9 protein-coding genes and 1 riboswitch are annotated in these 13,914 nt (G+C 74.0%); of the genes, 1 reads left to right on the forward strand and 8 read right to left on the reverse strand.

What is annotated here, in order from left to right; genetic code table 11:
- Positions 1 to 350 precede the first annotated feature (350 nt).
- Positions 351 to 5,306: a DUF885 domain-containing protein gene (locus BLV96_RS26895; RefSeq protein WP_143051028.1), complete on the reverse strand. Its 4,956-nt coding sequence runs from the start codon at positions 5,304 to 5,306 to the stop codon at positions 351 to 353.
- Positions 5,307 to 5,915: 609 nt separating this feature from the next.
- Between BLV96_RS26895 and BLV96_RS26900 the strand changes: the two genes are divergently transcribed.
- Positions 5,916 to 6,887 carry an AsnC family protein gene (locus BLV96_RS26900; protein ID WP_086670175.1) on the forward strand — a complete coding sequence of 324 codons (972 nt, stop codon included), beginning with the start codon at positions 5,916 to 5,918 and terminating at the stop codon, positions 6,885 to 6,887.
- Here BLV96_RS26900 and BLV96_RS26905 read toward each other — a convergent pair.
- The 7 genes from BLV96_RS26905 to BLV96_RS26935 all read right to left on the reverse strand — a co-directional run bounded on the left by BLV96_RS26905 (position 6,884) and on the right by BLV96_RS26935 (position 13,829).
- Entirely contained in the window at positions 6,884 to 7,813 is a 930-nt protein-coding gene (locus BLV96_RS26905) for an RluA family pseudouridine synthase (protein WP_086670177.1), read from the reverse strand. The genes BLV96_RS26900 and BLV96_RS26905 overlap by 4 nt on opposite strands.
- Positions 7,810 to 8,457, reverse strand: coding sequence for a signal peptidase II (gene lspA, locus BLV96_RS26910; RefSeq protein ID WP_086670180.1), 648 nt, complete (start codon positions 8,455 to 8,457; stop codon positions 7,810 to 7,812). Before lspA ends, BLV96_RS26905 begins: the two co-directional genes overlap by 4 nt.
- Positions 8,458 to 8,480: 23 nt before the next feature.
- Positions 8,481 to 9,086, reverse strand: a complete 606-nt coding sequence (locus BLV96_RS26915) for a hypothetical protein (protein WP_086670182.1) — start codon at positions 9,084 to 9,086, stop codon at positions 8,481 to 8,483.
- Complete coding sequence (locus BLV96_RS50335; RefSeq protein WP_208608329.1) at positions 9,086 to 9,694, reverse strand: hypothetical protein; 609 nt, start codon at positions 9,692 to 9,694, stop codon at positions 9,086 to 9,088. Before BLV96_RS50335 ends, BLV96_RS26915 begins: the two co-directional genes overlap by 1 nt.
- Before the next feature lie 16 nt (positions 9,695 to 9,710).
- A complete protein-coding gene (locus BLV96_RS26925; RefSeq protein ID WP_244180498.1) occupies positions 9,711 to 11,153 on the reverse strand; it encodes an aminotransferase class V-fold PLP-dependent enzyme in 1,443 nt (480 codons plus the stop codon).
- A 37-nt stretch (positions 11,154 to 11,190) separates the two neighbouring features.
- A riboswitch (SAM riboswitch) is annotated at positions 11,191 to 11,305 on the reverse strand.
- Positions 11,306 to 11,387: 82 nt separating this feature from the next.
- On the reverse strand, positions 11,388 to 11,981 hold the full coding sequence (locus tag BLV96_RS26930; RefSeq protein ID WP_086670185.1) for a M23 family metallopeptidase: 594 nt from the start codon (positions 11,979 to 11,981) through the stop codon (positions 11,388 to 11,390).
- A 369-nt stretch (positions 11,982 to 12,350) separates the two neighbouring features.
- A complete protein-coding gene (locus BLV96_RS26935) occupies positions 12,351 to 13,829 on the reverse strand; it encodes a potassium/proton antiporter (protein WP_086670187.1) in 1,479 nt (492 codons plus the stop codon).
- Positions 13,830 to 13,914 lie beyond the last annotated feature (85 nt).

The following is a 13,914-nucleotide window of genomic DNA, read 5'->3' on the forward strand; positions in this document are numbered from 1 at the left end:
GGGGCGGCGCCGGTATGGGGCGGCGCCGGTGCGAGGCGGCACCAGTGCGGGGCGGCGCTGGTGAAGCCGCGCATTGCCGGCGGGCCGGGCGCCGCCCACGGGGCCGGGCGCCGCCCACGGAGCCGGGCGCCGCCCACGGGACCGGGCGCCGCCCACGGGACCGGGCGCCGCCCACGGAGCCGGGCGCCGCCCACGGGACCGGGCGCCGCCCACGGGACCGGGCGCCGCCCACGGGACCGGGCGCCGCCCGCAAGGCCGGCCGAGGCACCCGCGCCGCCGGCCGGCCAGGTCGCCGACCGGCCCCGGCGGCTGGGTGGAACCAGCTCCCCCGCCGCCGGGCCCGGCCGGCTTCACTTCGCGCGCGCCGCCACCCACTCGGACACCACGTCCGCCAGGACCGGGAGCGGGACCGTTCCGCTGCCCAGCACCGTGTCGTGGAACTCGCGGATGTCGAACCGATCGCCCAGCGCCCCCTCCGCCTCCGCGCGCAGCCGCTCGATCTCCAACCGGCCCACCATGTACCCGAGCGCCTGGCCCGGGTGGCCCGCGTACCGGTCGATCTCCGCCTCGATCTCGATGCGGGCCATCGGCGTGTTCTCGACCAGGTAGTCCACCGCCCGCTGCCGGCTCCAGCCCAGCGCGTGCAGGCCCGTGTCGACCACCAGCCGCGCCGCGCGCATCGAATCCTGCGTCAGCAAGCCGAAGCGGGACACGTCGTCCGAGTACAGCCCCATCTCGTCGGCCAGCCGCTCCGCGTACAGCCCCCAGCCCTCGGCGTACGCGTTGAACATGCCGATCCGGCGCAGCAGCGGGACTCCCGTCAGCTGCTGCGCCAGGCTGAGCTGGAAGTGGTGCCCCGGCACGGCTTCGTGGAACGCCACCGACTCCCCCAGCGTCCGCTGCCGCTGGTCGGCCTCGTGCGTGTTCGCGTAGTACGTGCCCGGGCGGGAACCGTCCAGCGACGCGTCGATGTAGTACGCGATCGAGCCGCTCTCCGCCTCGGCGGGCGGCACCGGCGCCACCTCGCACTTCTGCTCCGGAACGCGCAGGAACCACTGCGGGGCGACGGCTTCCGCGCGCGCGATCGTCGCCCGCGCCGCGTCCAGCAGCTCGTCGCCGTCGCGCCAGCGCAATGCCGGGTCCGTGCGGATCCGCTCGAAGATCTCCGCGAGGTCCGTGGTGCCGAACACCTTCGACCCCAGCTCGCGGTACTCCTCCGCCAGCTGCTCGATGATCGCCAGCCCGGTGTCGTGCAGGTCCTGGGCCGTGCGCTCGGTCGTCGTCTCCGCGCGGATCAGCGCCGCGTAGCGCTCCGGGCCGCCCGGCAGGTCGCCGATGCCCGGCGAGGTCTCCGGCCGCGAAACCGGGACGACCTCGTCGGCCAGGAAGTCGCGGTAGCGCGCGTACGCGGGCCGCACGACCTCGTCGAGCAACCGGTCGCGCTCGGCCTCGAGGCCGTGGACCGGCACCTTCAGCGGGTCGCCCTCCGGCGCCGCGAGGTACCGCTCGACGTAGCCGATGCCGATGCGCGCCAGGAACTCCGGCGGCGTCAGGCCTTCGCCGAGCGCAGCCCGCTGCCGCTCGATCAGCTGGTCCAGGTACGTGCCGACCGCGCCGAGCCGGCTCAGGTAGCCGCGGGCCTTGGTCTCGTCGTCGAGCACCGTCTGCGGCAGCATCATCAGCAGTTCCAGCGCCGGCGCGGCCAGCCCGTCGCTCACCGCGAGGTCCGCGCGGCCCGAGTCCAGCGTGTCGATCAGCGTGCGGGCCTGCCAGACCACGACATCCCGGGTGACACGCTCGGCCGGCGGCAGCTCGCCGAGCGCCTCGGCCCGCGCGATCAGCGCCGCGAACCCGGCGCGTTGCCGGGCGGCCGCCTCGGCGGACTGGTCGGCGAGCTTGTCGTGCGCGCCGGGCAGGCCGTAGAGCGACGGCAGCAGCGGCTGCGCCTCGAACATCAGCTCCAGGCACTCGTCGGCCAGCCGGTCGGCGGTGTCGCCCTGGGCCGCGACCCAGTCCGTGACGACCTTCGCCAGCGCCGAGAGCGGCAGCATGCCGTGGCCCAGCACGACCTCGTGGAACGCGCGGATGTCGAAGCCGTCGCCGAGCGCCTCCTCGGCCTCGGTCCGCAGCCGCTGGATCTCCAGGCGCCCCACCATGTACCCGAGGGCCTGGGCCGGCCAGCCGGCGTACCGGTCGATCTCGGCCTCGATCTCCAGCCGCGCCATCGGCGTGTTGTCGACGAGGTAGTCGATCGCCCGCTGCCGGCTCCAGCCCAGCGCGTGCAGGCCGGTGTCGACGACGAGCCGGCCCGCGCGCATCGAGTCCTGCGTCAGCATGCCCAGGCGCGCCACGTCGTCGGAGTAGAGGCCCATCTCGTCGGCGAGCCGCTCCGCGTACAACCCCCAGCCTTCGGCGTAGGCGTTGAACATGCCGATCCGCCGCAGCAGCGGCAGGTCCGTCAGCTCCTGGGCCAGGCTGAGCTGGAAGTGGTGCCCCGGCACGGCTTCGTGGAACGCGATCGCCTCGCTGGTGAACCGCGGGCGCTTGCCGGCCTCGTACGTGTTGGCGTAGTAGGTCCCCGGCCGCGTCCCGTCGAGCGACGGCTGGAGGTAGTACGCGATCGTGCCGCTCGCCGCGTCGGCCTCGGGCACCGGTGCGACCTCGCACTTCTCCGCCGGGATGCTCGAGAACCACCGCGGTGCCACGGCTTCCGCGCGCGCGATGGCGTCGCGGGCCGCGGCCAGCAGCTCTTCGCCGTCACGCCAGCGCAACGCCGGATCGGTGCGCAGCCGTTCGAAGATCTCGGGGAGCTCGCTGGTGCCGAACACCTTCTGCCCCAGCTCGCGGTACTCGTCCGCGAGCTTCGCGATCAGCGCCAGCCCGGTGTCGTGCAGGTCCTGGGCCGTGCGCTCGGTCGTCGTCTCCGCGCGGATCAGCGCGGCGTACCGCTCCGCGCCGCCCGGCACGTGGCCGATGCCGGGCGCGGTGTCGGGCCGGCCGGCCGGCTCGACCTCGGTGCGCAGGAAGTCCCGGTAGCGGGCGTAAGCCGGGTGGACGACCTCGGCGAGCAGCCGGTCGCGCTCGGCTTCGAAGCCCTCGACGTCCGCGGTCGTGCCCACCTTCAGCGGGTCGGACTCCGGCGCCGCCAGGTAGCGGTCGATGTACTCGACGCCGACGCGGGCCAGGTAGGCCGCCGGCACGAGCCCGTCGGCCAGGCTTTCGCGCTGCCGCTCGGTCAGCTGCTCCAGGAACGTCGCGCTCGCGGCGAGCCGGGCCAGGTAGCCGCGGGCCTTCTTCTCGTCGTCCAGCTTGTAGTACGGCAGGTACAGCAGCAGGCCCAGCGCGGGCGCGGTCAGCCCGTCGCTGACCGCGATGTCGGCGCTGCGGGCACCGAGCCGGTCGGCCTCGACCTCGGCGGCCGCGACGACGACCTCGCGCGTCACGGCCTCTTCCGCCGTCAGCCCGTCCGCGGGCAGCGCGCGGGCACGGGCGGCGAGCTCCCGGTAGGCGGTGCGGTACTTCTCCTGCGCCGCCCGGCTCTGGTCGGCGAGCCGGTCGTGGTCGCCGGGCAGCCCGAAGACCGACGGGAACAACGGCTCGTGCTCGAAGGTCAGCTCGACCAGCTCGGCGGCCAGGCCGTTCGCCGTGTCGCCGTGGCCGGCCACCCAGTCGTCGACAGCGGAGGCGAGCGCCGACAGCGGCAGCGCACCCCCGGCGAGCACCAGGTCGTGGAACGCGCGGATGTCGAACCGCGAGCCGAGCCGCTCCTCGGCGCGGGCGCGGATCCGCTGGATCTCCAGCCGCCCCACCATGTACGCCAGGGCCTGGCCGGGCCACGCGATGTACCGGTCGGTCTCCGCCTCGATCTCCACCCGGGCCATCGGCGTGTGCTCGGCGAGGTAGTCGACGGCCTGCTGCCGGCTCCAGCCCAGGGCGTGCAGGCCGGTGTCGACGACCAGCCGGCCGGCCCGCATCGAGTCGGCGGTCAGCATGCCCAGCCGCGCGACGTCGTCGGAGTACAGCCCCATCTCCTCGGCGAGGCGCTCGCTGTAGAGGCCCCAGCCCTCGGTGTAGGCGGTGAAGGTGCCGATGCGGCGCAGCAGCGGCAGGTCGGTCAAGCCGGTCGCGACGCTCAGCTGGAAGTGGTGCCCCGGCACGGCTTCGTGGAACGCGACCGACTCGGCGGAGTGCCGGAACCGCTCGGTGGCCTCATAGGTGTTCGCGAAGTAGATGCCCGGGCGGGAGCCGTCGGCGGCCGGGCGCAGGTAGTACGCCGGGGGCGCGCCGGGCGCGGCTTCCTCCGGCACCGCTTCGACCTGGCACGGCTGCGACGGCACGGTCCCGAACCACTTCGGGGCCTCGGCGGTCGCGCGGGCGACGGCGGTGCGCGCGGTGTCGAGCAGCTCCTCGGCGTCCCGCCAGCGCAGCGCGGGGTCGGTCCGCAGGCGCCGGAAGATCTCCGCCAGGTCGTCGGTGCCGAACACCCGCTGCCCCAGCTCGCGGTACTCGGCGGCCAGCGAGTCGATGATGTCGAGCCCGGTCCGGTGCAGCTCCTCCGGCGTCCGGTCGGTGGTCGTGTGCACCTTCGCCAGGCGCGCGTACGCCTCGTCGCCACCCGGCAGCCACTTCAGGCCGGGCTGCTCGGCGGGGCGGCCGTGCGGCTGGACGTCGGTGACGAGGAACTCGCGGTACTCGGCGAAGGCCGGGCGGACGACGTCGGCGAGCAGCTCGTCGCGGCGGCGCTCGAACTCCTCGTCCGGGGCCGGCTGGCGGCGCAGCGGATCGGTGGCGGGGTCGGCGAGGTAGCGGTCGAGGTGCGCGACCGCGGCCTCGACCAGGTGCGCCACCGGGGTGCGCCCGGCGGCGATCCCCTCGGCGTGGCGCCGGGCGGCCTGGCGCAGGTACGCCGGGATGGCGGCGAGCCGGCCGAGCTGGGCCTCGGCGGTGTCGCCCGCCGAGACGGTCGCCATCGGCAGCGCCATCAGCAGCGACGCCGCGGGCGCGACCATGACGTCGGTGACCGTGAACTCCGTCATCCGGCTGTCGATCGTGGCGATGCGGTCTTCCGCCGTCGCGATGAGGACTTCGCGCGTGACGCGGTCCTCGGCCGACAGCTCCCCGGCGTCCAGCGCGCGGGCCCGCTCGGCGAACGCCGCGAGCGTGGCCCGGTGCGCCTGTTCGGCTTCGGCGGACAGGTCCGGCAGGCCGGGCTCAGCCGGGCGAATGCCCAGTAGGGCGGGCGTCAGCGGATCGGCGGCGAACAGCGCTTCGACGAACTCCTCGGCGAGTTCGGTGACCGCGGTCATGGGCAGGACCCCCAGCTTTCGGTGTTGTGCTCCTCAGCCGACCCTAACGGAGATCACCGACAAGAACGGTGAGCCGCCGGGCGGGACCGGCGGCGGCGCGGGTGGATCGGCGAGGTGGCTATGCCGGGCGCGGGCGGCGTGAGCACATCGGCGAAGCAGCCACCGCCGGGGACGGCCGGCGCGGGCAGATCGGCAAGGCGGTCCCGCCGGGCCCGGCCGGCGCAGGCGGGCGCGGGGCGGCGCAGCCGGGCAGGCCGGCGCGGGTGGATCGGCGAGGTGGCTATGCCGGGCACGGGCGGCGCAAGCGCACCGGCGAAGCAGCCACCGCCAGGATCTGCCCGCGCGGGCAGATCGGCAAGGCGGACCTGCCGGGCGCGGGCGGCGCAGGCGGATCAGCAAGGCCGCGCCGACGGGCAGGCCGGTGCGAGTGGCGCGGGTGGATCGGCGAGGTGGCCCTGCCAGGCACGGGCGGCGCAAGCACATCGGCGAACCAGCCACCGCCGGGCACGGCCAGTGCAGGTGGGTGCGGGCGGCGCAGGTGGATCGGCAAGGCGGCGACCCCGGGCGGGGCCGGCGCGGGCGGATCGGTGAGGCGGTAGCGTTCAGCGGGTGGCCGTGACCGATCCCGTGGACATCCGCCTGCTCGCCGCGCTCGCCGAACTCGGCAAGATCGCGGTGCACGAGCTGGCGGCCAAGGTCGGCATGGATCCCCGCGAGGTCGCCTACCGGCTGGTGGCGCTGTCCGGCAGCGGGCTGCCGCTGCTCGTCGGCGTCGAAAGCGATCCGCAGGGGTTGCGCGCGGCGATCGCGGGCGCGCCGCCGTCTTGGGCGAACCGGCCGCCGCAGCAGTTCGCGCCGCCGTCGCACCCGGTGCCCCAGCAGCCCGCCCCGCCGATGCCGCCCGGCCCGGGTCCGCAGGGCGTGCCGTCGGGGCCGTACAACGTGCAGGGCGCACCCTCCGGCCCGTACACCGTCCAGGGTGCGCCTTCGGGGCCGTACAACGTCCAGGGCTCGCCGTCCGGGCGGTACCCGGGCCCGCCGCCGCGCCCCCAGTTCGCCCCGCCGCCTGTCCCGGTCGACCCCGTCGTGAGCACGTGGGGCCTGCCGCAGACGGCGTCGTGGGCCCGCGGCGACGAGCCGGCCCGCCCGGCCGGCACCGGCAAGCGGGGCAAGCTCGGCGAGGTCATGGAGACCCAGGGCCTGGAGGGCGAGCAGCTGTCGGTGCAGCTGCTCGAGGTCCAGGACCCGGCGGACTACCTGTTCGGCGCCGCGGGCTACCGACTGGAGGCGGGTGAACGCGCGGTCGTCGTGCACACCGAGATCACCAACCGCGGGGCGGTCCCGTTCGCGTCCCTGCCGGACAACTACCTCGAGCTGCTCGCCACCGACGGCACCGCGATCGGCAAGGCGCCGGTGTCGCTGACGTCCCGGCCGCCGCACAAGATCGGCGTCAAGCCGGGCGAAACCCTGGGCGGCCACACGGTGTACGTCCTCCCGGACGCCACGCGGGTGGTCTCGGTCCGCTGGAGCCCGCGGCCGGAGCCGGACGAGCGCACGCTGACCTGGTCGATCGAGGACTAGTAGCTTTCGTCGCGCAGGATTTCGAGGGCCTTCGCCAGGTCGTCCGGGTACTCGGACTCGAACTCGACCCAGCGGCCGTCCGCCGGGTGCGCGAACGCCAGGGTCTTCGCGTGCAGCCACTGGCGGCTCAGGCCGAGGTGCCGCGCCAGGACCGGGTCCGCCCCGTACGTCAGGTCGCCGACGCAGGGGTGGCGCAGCGCCGAGAAGTGGACGCGGATCTGGTGCGTCCGCCCGGTTTCCAGCTTGATGTGCGCCAGCGACGCCGCCCGGAACGCCTCGACGACCTCGTAGTGCGTGACGCTCGGGCGGCCGCCCTGGACGACCGCGAACTTGTAGTCGTGGCGCGGGTGGCGGTCGATCGGGGCGTCGATCGTGCCGCGCGTCGGGTCGGGGTGGCCCTGGACGATCGCGTGGTAGCCCTTGTCGACCGTGCGTTCCTTGAACGCGCGCTTCAGCACCGTGTACGCGTGCTCGCTCTTGGCCACGACCATCACGCCGGTGGTGCCCGCGTCGAGCCGGTGCACGACACCCTGGCGCTCGGCCGCCCCCGACGTCGCGATGCGCAGGCCGGCCGCGGCGAGCCCGCCGACGACCGTCGGTCCGGTCCAGCCCGGGCTCGGGTGCACGGCGACGCCGACCGGCTTCGAGATCACGACGATGTCGTCGTCGTCGTGGAGGATCTTCATGCCCTCGACCGGCTCGGCGACGACCTCGACGGGGTTCGCCGGCTCCGGCAGGGTGATCTCCAGGAGGCCGCCGCCGGACAGCCGGTCGGACTTGCCCGCGGGACGGCCGTCGAGCAGCACGTCCCCCGCTTCGGCCAGCTCCGCGACGACCGTGCGGGAGAGCCCGAGCAGCTTGGCGAGGCCGGCGTCGACCCGCATCCCGTCGAGCCCGTCGGGCACCGGGAGCATCCGCGAGCTCACGCCTGCTCCTCCTGCGTCTTCCCGGCCTTCTTCTTGTCCTTGGTCGACGTGCCGTCGTAGTCCTTGCCCAGCAGCGAAAGCAGCACGATCAGCGCGCCGCCGACGCAGATCGCCGAGTCGGCGATGTTGAAGATCGCGAAGCCCTTGCCGTTCGGGGCGAACGCCGAGATGAAGTCGACGACGTGGCCCTGCAGCCCGCCGGGCGCGCGGAAGATGCGGTCGGTGAGGTTGCCGGTGGCGCCGGCGAGCACCAGGCCGAGGCCGATGGCCCAGCCGATCGAGCGCAGCCGCCGCGACAGCCAGACGATCGCGATGACGACGGCGAGGGCGACCAGCGCGAGCACCCACGTCATGCCGGTGGCCATCGAGAACGCGGCACCCGGGTTGCGGATCACCTGCAGGTAGACGAGCCCGCCGAGGATCCGGACCGGCTCCTTGCCCTCGAGGTTGGCGGCGACCAGGTTCTTCGTGACCAGGTCGATCGCCCAGAACACGACGGCGACGGCGAACACCCAGCCCACGCGGCGCTTCGGAAGCGGCTTGGCCGGCTCTTCCGGCGTCTCCTGCACGGTCTCGGGCAGCGCCTCGGCGGCGACCGCGTCGGATTCGGTGTCGGGTTCGGAGTGGCTGGGCTCGGTGCTCACCCCGCCATTCTCCACGGTGCTGGTCAGGCCGTGTCGGCGGCGGTGACCGGCCCGCGCAGGAGCACGACGAAGGCGGCCGCGAACAGCAGGGCCGCCGCCACCAGCGCACCGGCCAGCGGCGTCGGGAAAACCACCGTGACCAGGGCGAACACCGCCGTGACGGCGACCAGGAACCAGCTGCGCTCGTACGCGGCGAGCACCAGCAGGCCGAGCGCGGCCAGCAGCGCGCCGCGCACGTCCCCGGGCAGCCGCAGCTCGAGCGCGCCGACCAGGTCGAGCAGCGGAACGGCCGCCAGCGCGCCCAGGGTGCCGAGGACGAACCGGACGGGCCGCGGCGGCGTCCCGGCCCGGCGCAGCGACACCCAGTACCAGCCGGCCACGGCGAGCACCACGCAGGCGAGGCCGGCGAGCCAGCCGAGCCGCGCCGAAGGGACCACGCCGACCGCGGTGGCCGTCACCGAGAGCTGTTCGACGGCGAGGCCGGTGCCCCCGAGCCCGCCGGTGCCGAGGTGCGTCACGAACCCGCCCTCGATCGGGGCGTCTTCCGGCAGCAGCTCGGCCGCCACCAGCACCAGCAGGGCGAACCCCAGTGCCGCCAACGGGAACCAGGACCGCCGCGAACTCCCCATCACGGCAGGCTATCGGGTGCCGGGCGCAGCAGGACCGCGAACGCCGCGGTCAGCAGGACGACCGCCGAGCCCAGGACTCCCACCACGTCCGCCGAGAGCACCACCGCGATCACCGCGAACCCCGCCGCGGCGAGCAGGACGAGCTTGCTGCGTTCGTACGCGGCGAGCACCAGCAGGCCGAGGGTGGCCAGCAGCGGGCCGCGCAGCCCGTCGCCGAGGCGGAACTGCCACGACCCGACCAGGTCGAGCAGCGGAACGGCGAGGAGCGCGCCGATCGTCCCGAGCACGAACCAGCCGGTGCGAACGGGCCGCAGCGCGACCGCGTACCAGACCGCCGTGCCGAGCAGCACCACGCCGAGCGCGACCAGCCAGACCGGGCCGGCGGGCAGGCCCGCACCCGGCGCGTAGAAGGGGTCCTGCGTGAAGAACTGCCCGCGGCCGATGTCGGCGGTCGCGCGGAGGTTCTCCTGGCTCATCGGGAGCGAAACAATGTTCACGAACTCGCCCTCGGCCGGGCTGCGGCGCGACAGCAGCCGCACCGCCACCATGCCGATCTGTGTCAGCCCGAGCAGTGCCAACGGGAACCAGAAACGCCGCCCTCTCCCCATCGGGCCAGGTTAGCGCTCAGCAGAACGGCGGCAGCTCACGCGGGTCGGCGACCGGGGCCCAGCGGCCGTCCACCTTCGCGTACTCCCAGCGGGCTCCGCGCGCGACGATCTGGCGCAGCGCCCGCACCACGCGGTCGACGTGCTCCTCGGTGCTGCCCAGACCGAGGCTGACGCGGATCGCCTGCTGCCCCTCGCCGCCGGTGACGCCGATGAGGCGCTTGGCCGCGATGTGGGCGCAGAAGGCGCCGTCGCGGACGCCGATGCCGTACTCGGCCGACAGCACCGCGGCGACCCAGCCGGGGTCGAAGCCGTCGAGGGCGAAGCTGACCGTGCCGACGCGGTCGACCGGCGCGTCGAACAGCCGCAGCTCGGCGCAGCCCGGGATGCCTTCGAGTCCCTTGCGCAGCCGGGTGAGCAGGGCCTGCTCGTGGTCTTCGACCGCGGCCCAGTTGCCGCCGAGGGTTTCGCACGCGACGCCGAGCGCGTACACGCCGACGGTGTTGGGCGAGCCGGCTTCGTGGCGCTCGGGGCCGGTGTTCCAGACGACGGCGTCCTCGGTGACGAGCTTGGTCGCGCCACCGCCGGCGAGGTACGGCCGGGCGGCGCGCAGCCAGTCGGCGCGGCCGATCAGCGCGCCCGCACCGAAGGGCGCGTAGAGCTTGTGACCGGACAGGGCGACGTAGTCGACGTCCAGTTCCTTGATCGAGATCCGGCGGTGCGGCGCCAGCTGGGCGGCGTCGAGCGCGATGCGGGCGCCGTGCTTTCGCGCCACAGCGGCGATTTCGGCGACGGGGAGCAGCTCACCGGTCACATTGGACGCTCCGGTGACGACGACCAACCGCGGTCCCTGCGGGGCATCCGCGAGCGCTTCGTCCACAGCGGACACTGCCGCGAGGCGGGTGCGCGGGGTCGGGATGCGCCGGACGTTCGGGCCCTGCCACGGCAGCAGCGCGGCGTGGTGCTCGGTGTCGAAGACGACCACCGTGGTGTGCCGGGGCAGGCTGCGGGCCAGCAGGTTGAAGGAGTCGGTGGTGTTGCGGGTGAAGACGACGGTGTCGGTCCGGCGGGCGTCGACGAAGCGGCGCAGGATGTCGCGGGTGCGCTCGTAGAGCTTCGTGGAGACCTGGGACGCGAAGCCGGCGCCGCGGTGGACGCTGGCGTACCAGGGGAGGAATTCGTCGACTTTGGCGCGGACGGCGTCGAGACAGGGGGCGCTCGCGGCGTGGTCGAGGTTGGCGTAGCCGATGGTTTCGCCGGTGACGAGCGGGACGCGGAGGGCGGCGCCGGCGACGGCCGGGATGGCTTGCGGGACAAGGGTTTCCGCGGTCGCGGCGGCGGCCGGCGTGGTTCCGGCAGCAACGCGGGCAGGCGTGCCGGCTTCGGCTTGGGCGGCCGGAGCGAGCGTGGCGGCTTCGGCCGGAGTGGTGGTCGTGCTGGTGCGGTCGATGGCGAGAGTCATCGGTGCCTCCTCGGCGGTCCGGGGGACCCCGGCGAGGGGCCCGCGCTTGCCCGTCGCACGGCGCGACCGGCCCGGTCTTCACCCGGGGCACCCCACCGCGGTAGGAGGGTTGCCGGCCAGCAAGCCGGGGCTTCGCGCTGGCACTCATGACCTGAGCCCGAAGGTAACCGAGAACGCGGCCGGCGGCCAACCCCCGCCTCACATTCTGAGACGCCGCTCACACACCGTGAACACTCAGAGCTTTGCGCGGAAGTGCCCCGGGAGCTGCGTGACGGCGTTGTCCGCGAGGTGCGTCGCGGTGCCCGTGTACTGCTCGGTTCCCGCGGTGAAGTGCCAGCCGCCGATGGTCTTGCCGTCGACGGGTTCGGCGGCCCCGCTCCCGGTCCAGAGCGTGAAGTGCACGTGGGCGCCGGTGCTGCTGCCGCCGCACGGGAGCGCGTTGCCGGTCGAGCCGAGGACGGCCCCGGCCTCGACGTGCTCACCGTCGGTGACGTCGATGCCTTCCAGGTGGTAGTAGCCGGTCCGCCAGCCGCCGGCGTGGTCGATGGTCACCCAGTCCCCGCCGGCGCAGTGCTGAAGGTGGACGGTCCCGGCCAACGCCGCGCGGACGGTCCGGTCGGCCGGGCTGAAGTCGATGGCGTTCTTGACGCCGGTGCCGCCGTCGTCGGAGTGGATGCCGGCGGAGTAGACCTGCTGGCCGGCCTTGAACGGCAGGGCGAGCGTGGGGAACGGAGCGACGTCGGCGGTCGCGGCCGGCGCGCCGAGCAGGCCGAGGACCGCGGTCAGCACGGCGGCGACAGCCGTCCTGCGAACGTGCAGAATTGTCACTGTACGTACCCCTTTGGCTTAGCACTCACCCATTCGAACTAACCGGATCGGGCGCAGAGTAGGCCAAAGGTTGGATTATTGGGAAGATTCCGGACGCGGAAGATCACCCTGACGGGAAAAGATCACCAGGCCGGCGCGGAGAGCGGACAGAGACCGGACAACGCGCCGCTCAGGCGGCGCGCGAAGGTGAGTTCCCGCGCCGGTGCGCCGGCTTGGCGGAACGGCTTAGCACTTTGACGGGCGGTCGCGCGCTCGAAAGACCGGCTCAGCGCCTGGATGGGGTCGCGCAACCGAAACCGGCCGGCGTGCCAGCCGGTCCGCCGCCGATTCGTCCGATCGGTCACGCCCCGGCCACGACCACGAACGGGGTTACCGCCCCGACTCGCCCCGCCAGCGGGCCAGCCGCCCCGCCCGGTCCACCGCTCGCAACCGGCGCTCGACCGCGTCGCGGACCTCGGCCGTCGTCACCACCAGGAGCTGGTCGTTCTCCTGCAGCCGGCTCGTCTTCTGCGGGGTGAAGCCCGCCCCCTCGCGGACCACCAGGCTGACCGTCGCCCCCGTCGGCAGGCGGAGCTCCGACAAGTAGACGCCGTGCAGCTTGGAGCCCGGCTGGATGCGGACCTGCAGCAGCTCCGCGCCCAGCTCGTCCAGCGGCGCGGAGTCGACCTCGACCTCGTGCGCCTCGGACTTCTTCGCCAGCCCCAGCTTGCGGCCGAGGGGGCCGAGCGTCGCGCCCTGGACCAGCGTCAGCACGATGACCAGCACGAACACCGCGTCCACCAGCCGTTGCGCGCCCGGCAGCCCCTGGGACAGCGGGATCATCGCCAGCACGATCGGCACCGCGCCGCGCAGCCCCGCCCACGACAGGAACGCCTGCTCCCGCCACGGCAGCCGGAACGGCAGCACCGAGAGCACCACCGAGATCGGCCGGGCCAGCAGCAGCACGACCGCGCCCGCGACCAGGCCCGGCACCAGCGTCTCGAACAGCCGGCTCGGCGACGCGAACAGCCCGAGCAGCACGAACAGCCCGATCTGCGCCAGCCAGCCGAGGCCCTCGGCGAACGACAGCGTGTCCGACCGGTGCGGCAGCCGCGAATTGCCCAGCACCAGCGCGGCGACGTACGTCGCGAGCAGCCCGGACGCGTGCGCCAGCTGACCGGACGAGTACGCCACCACGCAGACCGCGACCGTCGCGAGCGGGTAGAGGCCGGTCGCCGGCAGCGCGGCCCTCCGCAGCGCGAGCCCGCCGAGCCAGCCGAACGCGAGCCCGATCGCCAGGCCCGCGCCCAGTTCGTAGACCACCAGCAGCGGCAGGGTCCAGTCCACAGTGGTGCCTTCGGCCAGCACGACGACCGCGATGTACGCCGGCGCGTCGTTGATGCCGGACTCCAGCTCCAGCGCCCCGACCAGGCGTTTGCCGATCCCCGCGGTGCGCAGGACCGAGAACACCGCCGCCGCGTCGGTCGAGGCGAGCACCGCGCCCCACAGCAGGGCGAACCGCCAGTCGAGGCCGAGCAGGAGGTGCAGGGCGGCCCCGGTGACCGCGACGCTGACCACGACGGCCACTGTGGACAGTACGATTCCCAGGCCCAGTGCGGGTTTCACGGCCGACCAGCGCGTGGTCAACCCGCCTTCGGCGAGGATCATGACGAGCGCCGCCAGGCCGAGGGACTGGGTCAGCTCGGGGTTGTCGAACCGGATGCCGAAGCCGGCTTCGCCGAGCACCACGCCGATCCCGAGGTACAGCAGCAGCGACGGCAGGCCGAGCCGGATGGAGACGCGCACCGCGAGCACGGACGCGAGCAGCACGACGCCGCCGACGCCGAGCAACACGGGGAGCTGGTCCATGCCGCCTCCCTCCGAGTGCCGTGGGCACTCAGAATAGTGAAGCGGGCGGGTTAACTCGTTCGTGTACCGCTAGCCCGAGTCGGAC

It is taken from the genome of Amycolatopsis pretoriensis (assembly GCF_900107925.1).
Classification (GTDB): domain Bacteria; phylum Actinomycetota; class Actinomycetes; order Mycobacteriales; family Pseudonocardiaceae; genus Amycolatopsis; species Amycolatopsis pretoriensis.

Bases quoted from the DNA above. Each gene is read 5' to 3' on its own strand.
- BLV96_RS26915 (WP_086670182.1), bottom strand. From the start codon at position 9,086: ATGGGGAGTTCGCGGCGGTCCTGGTTCCCGTTGGCGGCACTGGGGTTC.
- BLV96_RS26925 (WP_244180498.1), bottom strand. From the start codon at position 11,153: ATGACTCTCGCCATCGACCGCACCAGCACGACCACCACTCCGGCCGAA.
- BLV96_RS26895 (WP_143051028.1), bottom strand. From the start codon at position 5,306: ATGACCGCGGTCACCGAACTCGCCGAGGAGTTCGTCGAAGCGCTGTTC.
- BLV96_RS26935 (WP_086670187.1), bottom strand. From the start codon at position 13,829: ATGGACCAGCTCCCCGTGTTGCTCGGCGTCGGCGGCGTCGTGCTGCTC.
- BLV96_RS50335 (WP_208608329.1), bottom strand. From the start codon at position 9,694: ATGGGGAGAGGGCGGCGTTTCTGGTTCCCGTTGGCACTGCTCGGGCTG.